At 69.0% G+C, this 19,281-nt stretch carries 18 protein-coding genes and 2 pseudogenes; 19 read left to right on the top strand and 1 reads right to left on the bottom strand.

Annotation, left to right across the window (positions count from 1 at the left end):
* Nucleotides 1-2 precede the first annotated feature (2 nt).
* The 19 genes and pseudogenes from QFZ47_RS23565 (at nt 3) to QFZ47_RS23475 (ending at nt 18,268) form a co-directional block, all read left to right on the top strand.
* Entirely contained in the window at nt 3-764 is a 762-nt protein-coding gene (locus QFZ47_RS23565; RefSeq protein ID WP_307657941.1) for a 4'-phosphopantetheinyl transferase family protein, read from the top strand.
* Nucleotides 761-1,579, top strand: coding sequence for a serine aminopeptidase domain-containing protein (locus tag QFZ47_RS23560; protein WP_307657940.1), 819 nt, complete (start codon nt 761-763; stop codon nt 1,577-1,579). The genes QFZ47_RS23565 and QFZ47_RS23560 overlap by 4 nt, the downstream gene beginning before the upstream one ends.
* Nucleotides 1,572-2,540, top strand: coding sequence for an alpha/beta hydrolase family protein (locus QFZ47_RS23555; protein ID WP_307657939.1), 969 nt, complete (start codon nt 1,572-1,574; stop codon nt 2,538-2,540). The genes QFZ47_RS23560 and QFZ47_RS23555 overlap by 8 nt, the downstream gene beginning before the upstream one ends.
* 29 nt (nt 2,541-2,569) lie before the next feature.
* Nucleotides 2,570-3,748 carry a polysaccharide biosynthesis/export family protein gene (locus QFZ47_RS23550; RefSeq protein ID WP_307657938.1) on the top strand — a complete coding sequence of 393 codons (1,179 nt, stop codon included), beginning with the start codon at nt 2,570-2,572 and terminating at the stop codon, nt 3,746-3,748.
* A 43-nt stretch (nt 3,749-3,791) separates the two neighbouring features.
* Nucleotides 3,792-5,156 (top strand): annotated as a pseudogene (locus QFZ47_RS23545) (GNVR domain-containing protein); the annotation flags it as partial.
* A gap of 271 nt (nt 5,157-5,427) precedes the next feature.
* Nucleotides 5,428-6,087 (top strand): tyrosine-protein kinase family protein, encoded by a 660-nt coding sequence (locus QFZ47_RS23540; protein ID WP_307657937.1) that lies wholly within the window; start codon nt 5,428-5,430, stop codon nt 6,085-6,087.
* A complete protein-coding gene (locus QFZ47_RS23535) occupies nt 6,084-6,746 on the top strand; it encodes a sugar transferase (protein WP_307657936.1) in 663 nt (220 codons plus the stop codon). Before QFZ47_RS23540 ends, QFZ47_RS23535 begins: the two co-directional genes overlap by 4 nt.
* Before the next feature lie 67 nt (nt 6,747-6,813).
* The gene (locus QFZ47_RS23530) at nt 6,814-7,791 is read left to right on the top strand and encodes a GDP-L-fucose synthase family protein (protein ID WP_307657935.1); all 978 of its coding nucleotides are present in this window, start codon (nt 6,814-6,816) and stop codon (nt 7,789-7,791) included.
* Nucleotides 7,792-7,831: 40 nt separating this feature from the next.
* Nucleotides 7,832-9,154: a hypothetical protein gene (locus QFZ47_RS23525; protein ID WP_307657934.1), complete on the top strand. Its 1,323-nt coding sequence runs from the start codon at nt 7,832-7,834 to the stop codon at nt 9,152-9,154.
* Between the two features lie 8 nt (nt 9,155-9,162).
* A complete protein-coding gene (locus QFZ47_RS23520) occupies nt 9,163-10,260 on the top strand; it encodes a glycosyltransferase (protein ID WP_307657933.1) in 1,098 nt (365 codons plus the stop codon).
* Nucleotides 10,257-11,186, top strand: a complete 930-nt coding sequence (locus QFZ47_RS23515) for a hypothetical protein (RefSeq protein ID WP_307657932.1) — start codon at nt 10,257-10,259, stop codon at nt 11,184-11,186. Before QFZ47_RS23520 ends, QFZ47_RS23515 begins: the two co-directional genes overlap by 4 nt.
* Before the next feature lie 9 nt (nt 11,187-11,195).
* Entirely contained in the window at nt 11,196-12,128 is a 933-nt protein-coding gene (locus QFZ47_RS23510) for a hypothetical protein (RefSeq protein ID WP_307657931.1), read from the top strand.
* Between the two features lie 31 nt (nt 12,129-12,159).
* Complete coding sequence (locus QFZ47_RS23505) at nt 12,160-13,425, top strand: lipopolysaccharide biosynthesis protein (RefSeq protein WP_307657930.1); 1,266 nt, start codon at nt 12,160-12,162, stop codon at nt 13,423-13,425.
* The gene (locus QFZ47_RS23500; protein WP_307657929.1) at nt 13,422-14,648 is read left to right on the top strand and encodes a glycosyltransferase WbuB; all 1,227 of its coding nucleotides are present in this window, start codon (nt 13,422-13,424) and stop codon (nt 14,646-14,648) included. The genes QFZ47_RS23505 and QFZ47_RS23500 overlap by 4 nt, the downstream gene beginning before the upstream one ends.
* A gap of 54 nt (nt 14,649-14,702) precedes the next feature.
* Nucleotides 14,703-15,491: a LuxR C-terminal-related transcriptional regulator gene (locus QFZ47_RS23495; RefSeq protein WP_307657928.1), complete on the top strand. Its 789-nt coding sequence runs from the start codon at nt 14,703-14,705 to the stop codon at nt 15,489-15,491.
* A gap of 32 nt (nt 15,492-15,523) precedes the next feature.
* A pseudogene (locus QFZ47_RS23490) lies at nt 15,524-17,051 on the top strand (mannose-1-phosphate guanylyltransferase/mannose-6-phosphate isomerase).
* An 11-nt stretch (nt 17,052-17,062) separates the two neighbouring features.
* Nucleotides 17,063-17,347, top strand: a complete 285-nt coding sequence (locus QFZ47_RS23485; RefSeq protein ID WP_307657927.1) for a hypothetical protein — start codon at nt 17,063-17,065, stop codon at nt 17,345-17,347.
* 20 nt (nt 17,348-17,367) lie between these two features.
* On the top strand, nt 17,368-17,967 hold the full coding sequence (locus QFZ47_RS23480) for a hypothetical protein (protein WP_307657926.1): 600 nt from the start codon (nt 17,368-17,370) through the stop codon (nt 17,965-17,967).
* A gap of 94 nt (nt 17,968-18,061) precedes the next feature.
* The gene (locus QFZ47_RS23475; protein WP_307657925.1) at nt 18,062-18,268 is read left to right on the top strand and encodes a hypothetical protein; all 207 of its coding nucleotides are present in this window, start codon (nt 18,062-18,064) and stop codon (nt 18,266-18,268) included.
* 45 nt (nt 18,269-18,313) lie between these two features.
* On the opposite strand, the gene QFZ47_RS23470 is transcribed toward QFZ47_RS23475, so the two are convergent.
* Nucleotides 18,314-19,258, bottom strand: coding sequence for a hypothetical protein (locus tag QFZ47_RS23470; RefSeq protein ID WP_307657924.1), 945 nt, complete (start codon nt 19,256-19,258; stop codon nt 18,314-18,316).
* Nucleotides 19,259-19,281: the final 23 nt, after the last annotated feature.

Raw genomic sequence — 19,281 nt, 5'->3', positions numbered from 1 at the left:
TCATGGGCTCCGCAGCTTTCTCCCTGAGCTCCGTCGAGGCGCCGGTCTGCCGCTATCTCGAACTGGACGACAGCCCCGGCCCCGAGGCGGAACGGCTCCTCTGCGAAGAAGAGCGTGAACGCGCCGCACAGTTCCGGTTCGCGGCCGACCGGCAGCACTTCGTGGCGGCGCATGTCGCGCTGCGCCATGCGCTGGCTGCGCGCACCGGCGAGCGCCCCGAGGCGCTGCGCTTCACCCGCAGCGCATTCGGCAAGCCTTCGCTCTCGGGCTGGCCGCGGGTGCGGTTCTCGCTGAGCCACAGCCTGGGGCTGGGACTGCTCGCCATCGGCGAACGCGGTCCGCTGGGAGTCGACGTCGAGGTGTTGCGCCCGGTGCCCGATGCGCTCGCGCTTGCCGCGCAGCATTTCACGGACAGCGAGAACGAAGCGCTCGCGGCCTTGCCCGCCATCGAGCGCGACCACGCCTTCCTGACTTGCTGGACGCGCAAGGAGGCCTGCCTCAAGGCCATCGGCCTCGGCCTGATCGTGCCGACGGAGCGCTTCGAGGTGGGGCTGGAGCCCGACTGCCGGAGTGTGGAAGTGCCGGTGGCCGGCCGCATCCTGTGGCTCGTGCTGCAGCCCGCGCCATTGCGCGTGGACAGCGTGGGAGCGATCGCGGAATGGCGGCAGACGCATGTGCGCGCCAGCGTGCCGGGCTTCGCGGCACAACCCTGCGGCCGCTCCCGCCCGGCGGAAAGGCGCGCAGCGCCAAGGGTGCCGCAATGAACGCACACCCCTTCATGTTCGGACCGGCCTCGCGCCAGCTCTTCGGCGTGTTCCATGCCGCCGGCGATGGGCGGCCCGGAACCACCACGGTGCTCGTGTGCCCGCCCTTCGGCCAGGAGGGCCTGCGGACCCATCGCTTCTTCAAGGTCCTGGCCGAGCGCCTCGCGCGCTCGGGCATTGCCACCCTGCGTTTCGACTTTCACGGCGCGGGCGACTCGCCCGGCGATGAAAGCGAAGGAGAACTCGACGGCTGGCGCCGCGACCTGTGCTCGGCCCACGAAGAGTTGCGCCGCAGGGTTCCGGGAGGCCGCATCGTCTGGGTCGGCGCACGGCTTGGCGCAACCCTGGCCGTGCTGGCGGCGCGCAACGGGCGCTGCGACCCGTCGCGGCTCGTGCTGTGGGAGCCGGTGATCGACGGCCGACGCTATGCGCGCCTGCTGCGGGAGCACCATGTCGTGGCCATCGATACGACCTTCTGCATTCCGGACCTGGTCTGGCGCCGGAGCCTCGCGAACGATCCCGGCGCGCTGCCCGAAGAAGCGCTGGGCACCTTGCTGTCGCCCACGCTGCGCACGCAGCTCGGTGCGCTGGTTCCCGAATCCCTGCCGCTCACGGCCCTGCACGACACGCTGGTGCTGACAGGGCCCGACGACGAACACACCGCGCAATGGGCGGCCGAGCAGCAGTCGCGCCACATGCCGGTGCGGCTCGCCTATTTCCAGCACCGGCTCGACTGGACCTCCGATCCCTATCCCAACAGCGCCATGGTTCCGGCCGATGCGCTCAACCGCTTGCAGGGTGCCCTCCATGAATGACATGACGCAATACCCCGTCCAGTTCGGACCGGGAAACGCACTGATGGGCATGATCACCATTCCCATGTACCGGGCGCCGGCCGATGTCGCCTGCCTGATGCTCAACATGGGCGCCAACCACCGGGTCGGGCCGCGCCGCATCAACGTGAAGCTGGCGCACGTGCTGGCCGCGCGCGGCGTGAGCAGCCTGCGCTTCGACCTCGGCGGCCTGGGGGACAGCGACGCCTCCGACTCGTCGTCCGACCTGCAGACCCGCGCGGTGCGCGACCTGCGCGCCGGCATGGACCTTCTCGAAGGCATGCTGGGCATCCGCAAGTTCGCGATCGTGGGCATGTGCTCGGGCGTGGAGCACGCCATGACCACGGCCGCGACGGACACGCGCGTGGTGGCGCTCTCGCTGTTCGACGGCTACGCCTTTCCGGATCGGCGCTCGCGCTGGGAACGCACGCTGCGGCGCGCACTGGCGGCACCCGCGCATCCGTCGTTCGCGGGCAAGGCCAAGCGCTGGCTGCAGCGCCACCTGCTGCCCAGCCATTCGACCAAGCCGCTGCCCGGCTTCTTCGCGGAACGCAAGCCGCCCGAGGTCAACGCCGTGTGGTTCGGCGCCACCATGAGGCGGCTGGTCGAGCGCAAGGTGGCGGTGCAGCTGCTCTATTCAGGCTCGCTGCATGTCTGCGACCACGACCGCGACCAGCTCGGCCCGTTCCGCAGCGAGCCGTTCGCGCAGGCCGTGCAGTACGAATTCATGCGCGACGCCGACCACACGCTGTGCACGGTGCGAGGACAGCAGCTGTTCCTGCGCTCCGTCGGCGGCTGGGTGGCCGCCTGCGCGGTCGGCACCAGCCCGGAGCGCCGCAGCCCCGGCACCAGCACCAGCACCAGCACCAGCACCAGCACCAGCCCGAACCCGCTCGCACCCGTCGTGGAGCGCCCCAAGCACGACGCCTACGTCCCGCAGTGAACCGATTCCCCAGGAAGAAAGGACACCCCATGGCACACCTCGATCCAGCCAGTTCCTCGCGCATCGCCCGCGCCGTCCCCGCCCGTGCCCGAACCCGCATCCGATCGGCCGTCCTGCTGCTGCTGCCGCTGTGCCTGGGCGGCTGCGGGGTCCCGGGCTTCGGCCCGCCCGACAGCGGGAACTGGGGCGCCTTGCGCACGAGCGGCGATGCGAAGGACGAGCCGAAGATCGTCTCCATCACGCCCGAGCTGATCCGCACGATGGCGGCGCGCAACCCCGCGGCGCTGCCGCCGGAGGTGCGGCAGCTGTTCGGCAAGGCGCCGGCCTACACGATCGCGCCGGGCGACGTGATCGGCATCGTGGTCTATCGCCATCCTGAACTGATGCCCAATGCGGGCGCGGTCATCTCGCAGCAGTCGGACCCGACCGGGGTGAGCGTCGCGCCAGGCTTCATCGTCGATGGCGAAGGCGAGATCAGCTTTCCCTATATCGGCCGCACCAGGATCGATGGCATGACGGAGAGGTCCGCCGCCGAAATGATCTCGCGCAAGATCGCGCCCTTCGTCAAGGATCCGCTCGTGAGCGTCCGGATCCAGTCGTTCCGCAGCCGGCGCGTCTATGTGGAAGGCGAGGTCCGCACGCCAGGCCTGCAGATCTTCACCGACGTGCCGATGACGCTCGCCGAGGCCATCAACCGCGCCGGCAGCATCACCCCGGCCGGGGACCGTTCGCGCGTGACCCTGACGCGCGCGGAACGCACCATGGTGATCGACCTGCCGCTGCTTCGGCGCCTGGGCCTGGACCCGACCCGCATCCCGCTGCAGAACGGCGACATCGTGAACGTGGGCACCCGGGACGACAGCCGCATCTACGTGATGGGCGAGATCCTGCGCCCCACCGCCCTGACGATGCGCGACGGCCGGCTGAGCCTGAACGAGGCGCTGGGCGACGCGGGCGGCCCGGCACTGCTGACCGCGGCGACCGACCAGATCTACGTGGTGCGCAATTCGAGCGGCGACGTGCCCGAGGTCTACCACCTCGACGCGAAGAACCCGGTGGCGCTGGCGCTTGCCGACCGCTTCGAGCTGCAGCCGCGCGACGTGGTCTACATCGACCCGGTGCCGCTGGCGCGCTGGAACCGGGTGATCAGCCTGATCCTTCCCGCCGCGCAGATCGTGAACCTCGGCGGCACCACCAGCCGCCGCTGACGCTTCGCCACCCCCGTCCAGGCAACACACAAAGGTGATCCTCATGAATGCGCACTGGCAACCTGCACTTCCCGCTCCCTCGGCCCCCGATGCCGCGGCTTCCGACACCCCTCCTTCCAGGCTCAGGGAACATGTCGACCTGCTGCTGGACAGCCGATGGAAGATCGCGGGCATCACCGCTGTCGCGCTGCTCCTGGGCGCGGGCTACGCCATGTTCGGGCCGCGCGTGTACGAGGCCAACGTGCTGATCCAGGTCGAGGACGCGGACCGCTCGGGCGGCACGCTGGTGGGCGACTCGGCGAGCAATGCGCTCAACGCCAAGACGCCCACCGCGGGCGAGGCCGAGATCCTCAAGTCGCGCCTGGTGCTCGACCAGGCGATCGAGAACACCAAGCTCTACATCGAGGCGCAGCCGATGTACGTGCCGCTCGTCGGCGCCTGGCTGGCGCGGCGCGCCAAGACGCTCTCCGAACCGGGCTTCGCGGGCATGTCGGGCTATGTGAGCGGCAACGAGCAGATCGTGGTCGCGCAGATGGACGTGCCGGCGGATCTGGAAGGCAAGCGCTTCCTGCTGACCGCGGGCGCCAACGGCGCGTACACACTGACCCACCCCAAGCTGGACAAGCCGATCACCGGCGCCGTCGGCACGCCGCTCGATGCGCAGACCCCGCTCGGCCCGATCCATCTGCTGGTGGGCTCGATGTCGGGCCTGCCCGGCGCGGCCTTCGAGCTGGTGCGCCAGTCCAAGCAACTGGTGCTGCTCGAGCTGCAGCGCGACCTGCGCGTGATCGAGAAGGGCAAGCAGTCGTCGGTTGTGGAGGTGAGCTGGCGCGATGGCAACCGGATGCAGCTGGCCAACCTGCTCAACGAAGTGGCGCAGCTTTACGTGCGCGTGAACATCGACCAGAAGACGGCCCAGGCACAGCGCGCCCTCAACTTCCTGGGCAGCGAGCTGCCCAAGTTCAAGCAGCAGCTCGAGCAGTCCGAGGAAATCTACAACCAGTACCGCAACCAGAACGGAACCGTCAGCCTGGACGACGAGGCGCGCAACGCGCTGTCGCAGAACCTGGAGCTGCAGACGAAGCTGTTCGATGCGACGCAAAAGCGCATCGAGCTGTCCGAGCGCTTCACGGCCAGGGACCCGAGCGTGATGACCATCGACGCACAGATCGCGTCGCTCAGGAAGGCCATGGGGGGCGTGGAGCAGCGCATCCGCCGCATGCCGATGCTGCAGCAGAACTCGCTGCGCATGCAGCGCGACATCAAGGTCAATACCGACCTGTACGTGTCGCTGCTCAACAGTTCGCTGCAGATGCGCCTCGCGAAGGAGGGACGCATCGGCAACGTGCGCGTGCTCGACCAGGCGCTGCTTCCGGAAAAGCCGATCCGGCCCAAGGCCTCGATCGTCATGGGGATCGCGCTGATCGCGGGCCTGTCGTTTGGCGCAGGCTCGGCGTTCCTGCGCAGGTCGTGGCGCAAGACCATCGCCAGCCCGGCCGAGATCGAGACCCACACGGGCCCTGAACGTCTACAGCACCGTGACGCTCAGCGTGCGCCAGCACCTGCTCGACCGCGCCGTCCGCAACGGCAAGCCCGGCGTGCACCTGCTGGCCGCGCAGCATCCGAACGACCCGTCGCTGGAGGGATTGCGGCGGCTGCGCACCGCGCTGAAGTTCGCCATGCCCAAGGCATCGAACAACCGGATCATGATTTCGAGCGCCACGCCGGGCGCGGGCAAGACCTTCGTGTCGGCCAACCTCGCGGCCGTGCTCGCCTCGACCGGCCGGCGCGTGCTGCTGATCGATGCCGATCTGCGGCGCAGCAGCCTGGCCGCCATGTTCGGGCTGAAGCGCCGCGGCGGCCTGTCGGAGCTGATCCAGGGCTCCATCGAATTCCAGAACGCCGTCCACACGGGCTTGCTCGCGCACCTGGACGTGATGACCACGGGCGCGCTGCCCACCGACCCCAGCGCGCTTCTGGCGAGCGACGCCTTTGCCAGGGTGCTCGAGAAGGCATCGGCACGCTATGACGTGGTGATCGTGGACACGCCGCCGATGCTGCTGGCCTCGGAGACCGCCGAGATGGCGACCTGCATGGGCACGCTGCTGATGGTCGCCCGCGCCGGGGACAACGAGCTGGGCGATCTGTCGGAAAGCGCGCACCAGCTGCGGCATGCCGGCGCGCAGTTCCAGGGCGTGGTCCTGAATGCGCTGGACACGCGCCGGCGCTACTACGGCAAGCTGGCCTACCGCTACGGCGGCTACCAGCCGCGGGTGCACGAATACCCGAGCGCAGTGGCCGAGCTTCCCCAACCTGCCCGTGCGAGCGCCGCATCATGAACACGCTGCGATCGAATGCCGCCGTCCATTCGCCCGGCAATTCACGGCTGCTGATGGGCACCAAGCGGGTCGTGGACGTGCTGCTGGCCGGCGGCTTCTTCCTTCTGCTCGGATGGGCGTTCGCGCTGGTCTGGATCGGCGTGCTGCTGACTTCCGGCAAGCCGGGCATCTACAAGCAGCCGCGCTACGGCCGGGACGGGCGCGTCTTCAGCTTCTACAAGTTCCGCACGATGGTGCCCGATGCCGACGCTGTGCTGGAGCGCTACCTGCGCGGCAACGAAGCAGCCCGCCGGCAGTGGGAGATGTACCAGAAGCTCGACCGCGATCCGCGCATCACGCGCTTCGGCGCGGTGCTGCGCAAGTACAGCCTGGACGAACTGCCCCAGTTCTGGAACGTGCTCAAGGGCGACATGAGCGTGGTCGGCCCGAGGCCCTGCATGTTTGCCCAGAAGGAGCTGTACGGCGTCTATTGGAGCAGCTACTGCGCCGTGCGGCCCGGCATCACCGGGCTGTGGCAGGTGAGCGGGCGCAACGAGGTCAGCTACCGGCGCCGCGCGGCGATGGATGCGGACTATGTCGCCACCCTTTCGATCCGCCAGGACATCGCGATCCTGCTGAAGACCTTTCTCGTGGTGGCCGGCGCGCGCGGCTCCCGCTAGGGCCCGCCGGCCCGCATCTGCATTTCCCTCCCGTCACATCAACCTCAACCTTTAACCGAAAGAACATATGCGTATCTACGTTGCTGGTCACCGCGGCATGGTGGGGCAGTCTCTCGTGAAGCGTCTGGGCAGCCTCGGGCACGAGGTCGTCACGCGCAGCCACGAGGAACTCGATCTTCTCGACCAGGATGCCGTTCGCCGTTTCTTCGCCACCGAGCGCGTCGACCAGGTGTACCTGGCGGCAGCGAAGGTCGGCGGCATCCACGCCAACATGACCTATCCGGCGGAGTTCATCTACCAGAACCTGCTGATTGCCGCCAATGTCACGCACCAGGCGTTCCTCGCGAACGTCAAGCGCCTGCTGTTCCTCGGCTCGAGCTGCATCTATCCGCGGTTGACCGAGCAGCCGATCCGCGAAGATGCGCTGCTCGGCGGCCAGCTCGAGCCGACCAACGAGCCCTACGCCATCGCCAAGATCGCCGGCATCAAGCTGTGCGAGAGCTACAACCGCCAGTACGGCGCCTCGCACGGCATCGACTACCGCAGCGTGATGCCTTGCAACCTGTACGGCCCCGGAGACAACTACCACATCGAGAACAGCCATGTGGTGCCGGCGCTGATCCGCCGCTTCCACCTTGCCAAGACCAGCGACGCGCCCGAGGTGCTGATCTGGGGCACCGGCCAGGCCAGGCGCGAGTTCCTCTACGTCGACGACATGGCCGAAGGCTGCACCACCGTGATGGGCCTGAGCCGCGCGGGCTACGAGCAGCACACCACGCCGATGTGCGCCCACATCAACCTGGGCATGGGCGATGACCTGTCGATCGGCGAACTGGCGCAACTGGTCGGTGAGGTCGTGGGCTACCGGGGCAGGATCCGGTTCGACCCCTCGCGCCCGGACGGCGCGCCGAGAAAGCTGCTCGACATATCGTGCGCCGCCGCCCTCGGATGGCACCCCACGGTATCGCTGGCCGAGGGCCTGCGCCGCACCTATGCGGACTACCAGAAGTCGCTGCAGCCGGCCCAGGAGCTGGCGCACGCCTGAGCCCGCACCGTCCCACGCAAGAACAAGCACAAGGCCCCCCATGAGAGCGCTCTCCTTCTGGTCAGGCATCGCCATTGCGTTCCTGTGCGGCTCGATCGAGCCGTCATGGGGCTATGCGGCGGTGTGCGCGCTGTCGCTGGTCCAGCTGTCGATGCTCGGCGCGCCGAGGGCCAGCGTCTTCCTGCTGATCCACTACGCCACGGTCCTGACCTACTTCTCGCTGGCACCGGCAATGCAGATCGCCGCTGACGTCTCGTTCTGGGACACGGGGGTGATCGGCCCGGTCGCGCACATGCAGGCGCTCACGCTGCTGCTGCTGTACATGGCGGGTGTCGAGGCGGCCCGCTTTGGCCTGCCCGATGCGTCGGCGCCGGTGCGCACCGACGCGGGCCCTCAGGTTCAGTCGGCCGGCGTGGCCCACCCGGCGCTGCTGCTCCTGAGCGGCGCGATCTCGGCGTTTGCCTCGCTGTTCATCCGCCCCGACCTGAACTTCATCGCGCGCGGCATTCCGGGGGCCGACGACAACGTGCCCGTCGACTACATCGTCTATTCGACGCTGCCCAAGCTCATCGTGCTGATCTGCTTCGTGGCCCTGACGATCCATGCCATGCGCCGCGGCACGTTCTGGTCATGGTGCGCCGCGGGCCTTTCGCTGGCCATGGCGGCCTTCGCGGCGAACCCCGTCAACACGGCGCGGCAAGTACTGCTGATCGGGCTGCTGCCTCTTTTCATCCATGTCTTCGGCCGGGGCTGGCGCTGGACGCTGGCCTTGCTGATCTTCGGCGCCATCGCGGGCCTTGGCCCGGTGCTCAACCTGGTGTCGCGCGGCACTTTCTGGGGCGAATCGCTCGCCACCTTTCCCTACAGCCAGGACTTCGACGCGATGTACGTCGTGGCCGGAATCATCGAGCGCGCATCCGAGCCCGAGCTCGGATGGGGGCGCTACCTGCTGTCGGCTTTCTCGTTCTTCCTGCCGCGCGACCTGAAGCTGTTTCCGGACTTCGATCCGCTCGGATGGCCGGCCATCCTGGGCAACTTCTCGCAGGCCAACCTGTCGCTGCCGCCCTTCACCACCGCGTACTTCGACTTCGGGCTGGCCGGGCCCGTGATGTTCGGCCTTGCGATCTCGGCCGGCTTCCGGGTGCTGGACAGGATGGTCGATCCGCGCGCCGCGCTGTCCGGCAGCTATCTGTGCGCGCTGGTGCTGCTGGCCGCCTATGTGCCATTCATGCGCGGGCCGATCCTCGGCTGGGGGCCGTTCGCGGCATCTGGGCTGATTGCGGCGCTGTTCGCCGGGCTGCTGAGTTCGCGCTTCCGTCCGGCACGCCGCGGTGCGGCGCCGTACGCCTCCGGCACGCTGTGAGGTTCACCATGTACAAGTACCTGTTCTACGACACGATCCGCCTCAACCGCGGCGCGGGCGGCGTGCTGAACGTGTCCGACCTCCTGCTGCGCAGGATGCGCCTGTGCAAGGGCGACCACATCCAGCCGGCCAGCGAACTGCATCCGCGCCTCTTCGCCGCCGCGCGGCGCCTGCGCATCAGCCGGTTCCTGGTCGAGATACTGCTCTACAACTACCACTGCCTGCGGGCGCTGGTATCGGGCGAGCGGGTGTTCTCGCTGTTCCCGAACTACTTCCTGCCGTTCGCGCTTTTCGGGCGCCATCGGGATTCGATCGTGATCGTCCACGATCTGCAGTACCGGCACTACCCTGCGTACTTCAGCCGCGCCAAGCGCCTGTGGCTCGACTGGAATCTCAGGCGCGTCGCGCACAGCGCGGCCGACGTGGTGTTCATCAGCAAGAGCAGCCAGCAGGACTTCGAGCGGCACTTCGGACGCTGCGAGCATCCGACGGTCATCTTCAATCCGGTGGAGGCCAAGCGCGCAGCGGGTGTGGCCGGTGCGGCCGAACCGTCCCGCGAGCCGCCCGCCGGCGAGCGCTACCTGATCGCGTCCTACCACTACTACCCGCACAAGAATTTTGGCGGCACGCTGAAGCTCTTCGAGCGCATGAAGCGCGAGGGGCTGGTCGACTGGCTCGACATCACGGGCAACGGCGCGGCCGATGTCAAAAGAATGGTCGCCAGCATGGCGCCCGAGCTCGGCAGCTGTGTGCGGCACCGCGGGCTGGTTTCGCGCCAGGAACTGACGCGGCTGTACTGCGGCGCGACGGCCTTCATCTCGCTGTCCGCCTTCGAGGGCTTCAATCTCTCGGCCGCCGAAGCCGCCACGCTGGGCGTGCCGCTGCTGCTCTCGGACATTCCGGTGCACCGGGAGCTGTTCGGCGGCTATGGCTTCTTCATCGGCAGCGAGCCCTGCGACCTGGGCCAGCTGTCGCGCTACCTGGACGAACACCGGAACACGCAACCGCCCTGGCTGCATGCCGAAGCCTGCGCACCCGGCGCGGTGGCCAGGCGCTATCTCATGCTCAAGCGCGAGGACGTCTCGCTTGCCGGGGCCATGCAATGACACGCACCGCACGCGCCCTTCGACGTTGGCTCGCGGCAGGGCTGCTCGGCGCGGCCTGCGCAGCGCCGGCAGCAGCCACGGCGGGCTTCGGCGTGATGGTGCACTACCTGCCCGACAAGCAGTCGATCGCCGATGCCGCCCGCTTCGACGTCGATGCGTTTGCCGCATCGCTCGCGCAGATGCGCGCATCCCACCTCATCCTGACGCTCGGGCAGAACAACGGCCAGTACATTGCGCCGAATGCGGCGCTCGAAGCGCTGTGCCCGCGCAGCGCCGCGAACCGGCCGCCGCGCGACCTGCCGCTGGAGATCGGCCGCGCGCTGCACAGCCGCGGCATTGCCCTGGTGCTGTACCTGCCGTTTCGCGCGCCGCAGGACGACCCCGAGCTGATGCAGTGCCTCGGCGACATCTCCGAGCAGGAGCCGCCGCCCGCGCACTTCGTCGCTGCCTGGACCGCGGTGATCCGCGACTGGTCGCAGCACTATGGCGCGCTCGCCAGGGGCTGGTGGTTCGATGGCGTCTACAACACCCGGGGCATCTCGCCCGCCGGCTGGGATGCGCTCTGCGCCGCGGCGCGCAGCGGCGCCCCCGACCGGTGGCTGGCCTTCAATGCCGGCGAGGGTCCGGCGCGCTCCAGCGCCAAGGCCGCGCCCTGCCAGAACCTGATGGCCGGCGAGTTCATGCAGCCGCCCGCGCAATTCGGCGGGCCGCCGTCGGAGCTGAAGTTCCATCTGTTGACGCCGCTCGGCGCCTCGTGGGGCCAGCCGACGCCGCCGCGCTTCACGGCCGCCCAGGTGCGCAGCTGGATTGCGCAGGCGAATGCGCGCGGCGGGCTCTTCACGCTCGACCTGCCGCTGGATGCCGACTTCCGATTTCTTCCCGCGCACGTGGCGTTGGTCCGCAACGCCACGGCGCCCCGGCCCTGACACATGACCATGAACAACACCCTTGCCTTCATCGTGGTGGAAGACCGCCAGAACAAGTCCTTGCTGATGTGCCGCGAATCCGCGGCGCGTGCGCAGGAACCGCTCATCGTGCTCGCGGGTACCGATGCCGGGCCCGGCTACGAACGCCTGTGCCGCACCTACGTGCACCTGTCGAGCAATCCGCCGGAGTTCGAGAAGATCTGCTTTAGGCGCTACTTCCTGCTGTCGGAATATCTGCGCGCCCACCCCGAGCACCGCGAGTTCGTGCTTATCGACAGCGACGTGCTGCTGTTCCGGGGCGTCGGCGCGCACATCCGGCGCGTGGCCGGAAAGGCGGATTTCTCGGGCTCGTACATGCGCCCGAGCGGCAGCTGGGACCCCTGCCAGATCTCACCGCACGTCAGCTACTGGACCGCGGCGGGCCTGCAGCAGTTCGTCGCGTTCCTGCTCAACACCTACGCAACGCCCACCGGCCGCAGGAGGCTGCGCGCGATCGCGGCGCGCTTTGCCGCCAGGGGCGTGCGCGGCGGCGTGTCGGACATGACCCTGCTGCACCTGTGGGCCCATGCGAGCGGCAATGCGGCGCCCATCAACCGGGTGTTCGGCGGGCGCGTGATCGACCACAACATCAACGGCGGGCACAACCTGCTCGCGAACGAATTCCAGGGCCGCGGCGGCGCCAAGCGCCTCGTGTTCGTCGACGGCCAGCCCTGCCTGGTCACACCCGCAGGCGAGCTGGTGAACGTGCTGGCCCTGCACTTCCAGGGCAGCGCCAAGATCGCGATGGCGCACGTGCTGCACGGCCGGGTGCGCACCGTCGCGCTGCTCACGGCCGCGCTGCGGCTCGGGCGCCGGGCCAAGAACTGGGCCTTCGGCATGCGCCAGCTGGCGCAGCGCCCCGCGGGCGGCGCGCGCTTTGCCGGCGCGGCCGGGCCGAAATGACGCCGCCTCCCGCACCCAGGCACTCACGGCCATGAACATCCTTCACCGCACCGTCGAACTCGCCGGCATGCGCGCGGTACGGCTTCATGGCGTGGGGGCGCTGGCTTCGCGCCTCTATGTGTACCTCGCGGGCTTCGCGGCGCTGTTCCTGATGGCCGCGAATGTCTCGCCATCGGACTTCGGCGAATACTCGATCTACCAGTCGGTGATGGAAGTGGCGCTGGTGGTGGCCGTGCTGGGCAGCCCGCTGCTGTTCGCGCGCCATGCCGCCACCGTGCCGCCGGGCGTGCGCCGCGGCGACGTGGTCCGCACGCTGGCCATCGGGCTTCCATTGGCCGCGCTGCTGAGCGCCGCCGTGCTGCGCATCCAGCACCTGCCGGTGGTTGGCGCGCCCTTCGCGCTGCTGATGGCGACGCTCGCGGTGTTCTCGTTCATGAGCCTGCGCCTGTCGTACAGCCGGGGGCTGGGCCGTGCCGGCCTGCTCAACCTGGAGGGAGGCATCCGCTCGACCATCCTGGTCATCGGCGTGGCGGCCTTCGCCGCGTGGGGCGCCGAGCTGCGCGCGACGCAGCTGCTGCTCATCAACCTGCTGGCCTTCGTGCTGGTGGGCGCGGCCTGCATGCAGACGCGCTGGGTCGCGGGCCCGCCGGCCGGACGCGCCGCCCTCGCGCTGGCGTCGCAGGGCAGCGCCACCGTCTATTCGCTGCTGATGTTCCTGCTTCGCAAGTCGGACCTGCTGGTGGTGGCCTTCTTCATGCCGCTCGGGTATGTGGGCGCCTTCAAGATCGCCTTCCTGCTGGCGGAGGCCCCGTCGCAGTTCGTCCAGGCCTTTCTCTACACCAAGACGCGCCCCATGCTGGACACCGATGCCGCGAGTTCAGACGGCTCGGAGCTGCGGCTGGCGAAGCACTCGTTCCTGCTGGGCTGCGCACTCTTCGCCGGGCTTGCCGTGGTGATCGCGGCCGCCGCGCCGCTGCTGAAGGTCGGGCGCGAGGCGCTCGAGATCTTCCTGTGCATGGCGCCCTACTTCCTGCTGCGCACCTACACGGTCCACCACGAGATGCTGCTCGCGCTCAGGGCCTCGATGGGCTCGCTCGGATGGTGGGCGCTGGCCGAAGTGCTGCTGCGGCTGCTGTCGTACGGCGCCGTGGTGTCGATCTTTCCCGGCAAGCCGCACTACGTGTTCTTCATTGCCGCCGTTTCCGACCTGCTGCTCTACGAGGTGCGGATGCGTGCGCTGCTCGGCTTCTTTCCGCTGGCGCGGCTGGTTCGCGGTTCCTTCCCGAGGCCTTCATGAAAATCCTGCTCTATTCGATGAACTTCACACCCGAGCTTGTCGGCATCGGCAAGTACTCGGGCGAGATGGCCCAGTGGCTGCATGCCAAGGGCCACGAGGTCCGGGTGATCGCCTCGCCGCCGTTCTTTCCGCACTGGGCGCCGTTCGAAGGGCACTCGGCCTGGGCCTACCGCAAGACGGACTGGAACGGCATCACGGTCTGGCGCGCGCCCACCTGGGTGCCGGCGCGGCCGCGCGCGCTGGCGCGCATGGCGCATCTGTTCTCCTTCATGCTGTCGAGCATGCCGCTGCTCTTCGGGCAGATGCGCTGGAAGCCGGACCTGGTGTTTGTCGTGGAGCCGCCTCTTTTCTGCGCGCCGGCCGTGCTCTTCTTCTCGCGCATGCTCGGCATCAAGTCGTGGCTGCACATCCAGGACTACGAGGTGGACGCCGCCTTCGACCTGGGCCTGGTGCGCGGCGCGCGGGTGCGGCGCTTCGCGCTCTCGGCGGAGCGCTGGCTGCTGAGCCGCTTCAGCCGGGTGTCGACCATTTCCGCCGCGATGCTCGACAAGGCCAGGAACAAGGGCATCGACGAGACCCGGCTGGTGCTGCTTCCCAACTGGGTGGACGTGCGCTCGATTCGCCCGCACCCGGACGGCGCGAACGGCTACCGGGCCATGCTCGGCATTGCGGACGATGCGGTCGTGGTGCTCTATGCGGGCAGCCTGGGCAACAAGCAGGGCATCGAGCTCTTGGCCGACGCGGCGGGCCGGCTCGCGGCCGCAAGGCACATTCACTTCGTGCTCTGCGGCAACGGGCCGAGCCGCGAGCCGCTGAAGGCCGCATGCGCCGGCCTGGACCACGTGCACTTTCTCGACCTGCAGCCGGCCGAGCGGCTCAACGAACTGCTGGGAATGGCCGACATTCACGTGCTGCCGCAGCGCGCCGACGCCGCGGACCTGGTGATGCCGTCGAAGCTGGGCGGCATGCTCGCGAGCGGCAAGGCCGTGATCGTCACGGCCCACGCGGGCACCGAGCTGAGCAACGTGGTGTCGGGCCGCGGCCTGGTGGTTGCGCCCGGCGACGCCGATGCGCTGGCCGAGGCCATCGCGCAGCTCGCCACGTCGCGCCCGCAACGCGAAGCCATGGGCGCGGCCGGCCGTTCGTTCGCCGAAACGCAGCTGGACCAGAACGCCATCCTGCAGCGGCTGGAGCGCGAGCTGCTGCGCTGCCTGGCCGACTGACTCCGCACGCCACCACCGACATCCACTTCCTCCAACTCCAACCTGGGGATCCACATGTCCGACACCACTCCTCCTTCCGACACGCCGGATCCCGGCCGCCTGCCGGAGCGCCGGAAAGCCAGCCCGCCGGGCCTCTGTCCACCGCCCGAACCGCTGTGGCCGCACTTCCTCACCGGACAGGAAGACGCGCCGGTGCGCGTGCTGCTCATCGACGACGACGAGTTCATGCGGCGCGTGATCGCCCAGGAACTGCTGTCGGACATGCGCATCCAGCTCGAAGGCCAAGGCAACAGCGTGCGCGACGGCCGGCGCCTGCTCGCGACCCATGAGTTCGACGTGCTGATGGTCGACCTGCGGCTTGGCGACGGATCGGGCTTCGATCTGATCCGCGAGGCGCGCAAGCTGCACCGCTACTGCGAAATCATCGTGATCTCCGCGCTGGAGGACGACGCCCACGTGATGCATGCGTTCGAGCTCGGCGCCACCGGCTACCTGCTCAAGCACGCCTGGCTGCAGAGCTTTGCCGAGGCCGTGCTGCAGGTGGTCAACGGCGGGGCGGCCATCACGCCCAAGCTCACGCGCCGGCTGCTCACGCGCATGAACCTGCAAGTCAACGGCGAGCGGCCGGCCGCGGAGGCGCCGCTGCGCGAGGCGACGTTGACCGCGCGCGAACGCGAGGTGCTGCGCTTCGTGGCGCGCGGCTGCGTTTCCAAGGAGATCAGCATGAGGCTCGGGATCTCGGGGCAGACCGTCAACGCCCACATCAAGAACATCTACAAGAAGCTGCATGTGCATTCGCGCGCGCAGGCGGTGAGCCTGGCCACCCACACCGGCCAGCTCTGACCGAAGCACCCCCACTTCAAGAGGATGACGCCATGACCACCCCCACCATCCATCCCGTCGTGCTGTGCGGCGGCAACGGCACGCGCCTGTGGCCGCTTTCGCGCAAGACCCTGCCCAAGCAGTTCGCACCACTGATCGGCGACAAGAGCCTGCTGCAGCTGACGCTGGAGCGCCTGTGCAGCCTGAACAGCAACATCACCTGCGTGGCATCGGAAGACCATCGATTCCTGGTGCGCGAAGCGGTCGACAAGGCCGGTGCCACCGGCCGCCAGATCCTGGAGCCGGTGGGGCGGAACACGGCCGCCGCCATGGCCGCCGCGGCGCTGCGCGCGGGGCCGGACGACCTGCTGCTGTTCGCGCCGGCCGACCATCACATTCCCGACACGGCGCTGTTCGCGCAGACGGTGCGCAGCGGCGTCGAGGCAGCGCTGGCCGGGCAGATCGTGACCTTCGGCGTGGCGCCCAGCTTCGCCAGCACGGCCTATGGCTACATCGAGGCCGGCGCGCCCTCGGCCGACGGCCACAGCCATGCCGTGGTGCGTTTCGTGGAAAAGCCGACGGCGGCCGTGGCCGAGTCGCTCATCCTGCACGGCGGCTATTGCTGGAACGCCGGCATCTTCCTGGCACGCGCCGACATCCTCGTTGCGGCGCTGCGCACGCATGCGCCCGACATCCTGCAGGCCTGCGAACGCGCCACCGCCGCCATCACGGCCGACGGCAGCTTCGACCGGCTGGACCGCGAGGCCTTCGAGGCCTGCCGCAGCGACAGCATCGACTACGCGGTACTCGAAAAGCACCCGGGCATCTCGGTCGTGAAGTTCACTGGCAACTGGAGCGATGTCGGCAGCTGGAACGCGGTAGCCACGCTGCATCCGGCGGACGGCACCGGCAACCGCCTGAGCGGCAAGGCCAGCGCCCTGCGCTCGAGCGACACCTTCATCCACGCACCACACCGCCGCGTGGTGGCGCTGGGCACCAGCCACCTGATCATCGTGGACACCCCCGACGCGGTGTTGGTGGCGGGCGCCGACTGCGCCGAGCAGGTCGGCGACGTGGTGCGGATGCTCGCCACTGAAGGCCAGGCCGAGGCAACGGAACACCGGCGCGTGGTGCGGCCCTGGGGGGCCTACGACAAGCTCGACTTCGGCGAGCGCTTCCAGGTGAAGCGGCTCACCGTGAAGCCCGGCGCCAAGCTCTCGCTGCAGATGCATCACCACCGCGCCGAGCACTGGATCGTGGTCCAGGGCACGGCCAAGGCCACCTGCGACGGGCAGGTCCACGCTGGTGCGCGAGAACGAATCCATCTACCTGCCGCTGGGCGCCATCCACCGGCTGGAGAACCCGGGCAAGACAATGCTCGAAGTGATCGAGGTGCAGACCGGCGGCTACCTGGGCGAGGACGACATCGTGCGCTTCGACGACACCTATGGCCGCTGCCCTTCGATCAAGACGCGCGGCGATGCGGCGGTGCTGCCGTCGCTCGATTCCTCCCTGCCCGCCGAGGCCGATGCCACGCCGCAGATGGCCCCGAGCCCGCAGCCTGACGCAGCCATCACGTAGCATCCGCCCCCATGAGCTACACAGTGAACCTGATCGATTTCCCCGATGCACCGGCCGATGTCATTTCCGCGGCCGAGGCGCGCTTTCGCCGCGAGCTCGACAAGCTGCTGGGCGACGGCGTGGGGCCGGCGTTGAAGGCCTTCGAGAACGCCAGCGAATCGAGCGCCGACGAACTCACCAAGGACGACATCGCATTGGCGGCAAGCTGGGCCAAGGCCTACGAAGCCGCCAAGACGGCGGGCTTTCGCGCGCTCGGCGAGGCCGACGAAGCCTATTTCGAAGTTCGGCTCGACTGACGGGCGCGGGCAGGGCCTCCATGACGAAGCTCTGGCCTGCCCTGCTGATCGCCGCCCTGCTCTCGGGCTGCGCCGCGCCCTCCGTCACGCCCGCAACCACGCCCGTGCCGGCAGCGCCGGCTGCCGGCACGGTGACGTGGCAGTACATGCGCTCGACCTGGCACGAGGCGCGGCTGCCGGGCCTGGGCATCAGCCACCGCTACGAGAGCCGCGTGGGCTGGATCGACGTCTACCTGTACGACCTGAAGCAGGGCCACTGGCAGGCCGGGGTCGACGATCCGCGCTTCGAGGCGCAATTCAATTCTTCCGTGGAAGAGGTCCGGCTCGCGGGCGCAAGGGGCCTCTATGCAGAAGTGGAGGTCGGCCCCGTCAGCGACCTGCGGATCGAGGGGCAGGACTTTCGCCGCGCGAGCTTTCGCATCGTGCACGCCGTCACGCGCAAGGCTTACGAGTCGTTCACCTTTCTCACGGCGCGCAACGGCCGGCTGCTGAAGTACCGCATGTCCTTCGACACGCCGGCGCCGGCCGACGTGGATGCCATTGCCCGCGAATTCATCGAGCGCAACCTGCGCAGCGGCCCGGACATGCCGAGGGCCGCGCGCCCGCTGTTCGACACCTGAGCCAGCGCCCCGCAGCGCCGCAAAAATACTGTTCTTTCATACAGTGTTTCCTCTAGAATTACTCGTCTCCAAGAGCAACATTCAAGGCGACACCATGACCACCGCCAGCCCGCCGGCGCCCTCTGCGCGCATCCTGTTTTTTTCGCCGCTGCGGCGCTCGCAGCCGCGCCAGCCCGCGGGGCGGATCTCGACCTGGCCCTTTCGCGTGGCCTGCGCACAGGAGCGCGACGGCGACCTCCGCATCCATGCGGCGCGCGTCATTCGCACGACGGCCGAACACTGGTGGCCGCCGGCCGATTGAGCAGAAAGAGAGAAGAGGCTGGCGTGGTGCAGGACGCCGGCTTGCCTAGGCGCTGTCGTCCGCTCCAGGCTCGCCGAGCATGTCCTGCGCATCGTCGTCGAAGCCCGCGATGGGCTGGGCCTTGGCCAGCGCGAGCCATACGCCGAACGGAATGCGATCGAAGGCGCGGTGCACGGCGGCGCGCGCCACCACCAGCCGTTCGCCTTCGAGCACGAGCACGCCGCACTCGGGCGGAATTTCGTCGGGCGATGCGATGCAGCGGCCGCGCGCATCGTTGCCCAGCACGTACCAGCATTCGCCGCCCAGCTCGAGATAGGCCGCGCGCTTGTCGGGCTTGCGCAGGTCGCCCAGCAGATCGGCGCGGCTCACCTTCACCTCGTGCACGACGGGATGCGCATACGCCTCGACGCTGGTGTTCCGGATCGAGAACACGTCGGGCCTCGCGATGCACCAGCGCGGCTTGCCGCCCTCTTCGAGCGGCGGCAGGCGCGCCCGCAGGCCGAGGCCGCGCCAGGCAATGCGGCCGCCGCGCGTCATCTCGCGCGCCACGCGCTCGACCAGCGCCTCATGCGGCGAGAGCGCCGCGCGGTTGATGGTGAGCGTGGTGGCAATGCGCGCAATGCCGGCATCGGTCACGCGCAGGGTCTCGTGGCCATGCGGCGTGCGCAGGCGTTCGAGGAACCCGCCCGCGAGCAGCTCGACCTCGATGGCATCGCAGCAGGGCCAGCCCGCCGAACGGTAGATCTCGCGCAGCCGCCGCGCATGCAGCTTTCCGAACGGCACCTCGCCAGCCTTTTGCATGGGCGGCGGAGGATCGATCACGGGCGGCGGAAAGCCGGGGTCGGTGAACGGCGGCTCGACCGGCGGCGGATCGCCTTCGGGCGGGGGACCGGGCGGCGGTGGCGGCGGCACGGGTATGGGCACGTCGGGCGCGGGCGGCGGCGGGCCTATATGCGCGACAACGATGGGAGCAAGGGCGAGTGCGGACATGGAGGAAACAGGTTAGCGAAAAG

The organism is Variovorax paradoxus, from assembly GCF_030815975.1.
GTDB classification, from domain to species: domain Bacteria; phylum Pseudomonadota; class Gammaproteobacteria; order Burkholderiales; family Burkholderiaceae_C; genus Variovorax; species Variovorax paradoxus_N.
The sequence above is the reverse complement of the archived record's forward strand: the minus strand, read 5'-3'. Positions and strand labels throughout refer to the sequence as shown.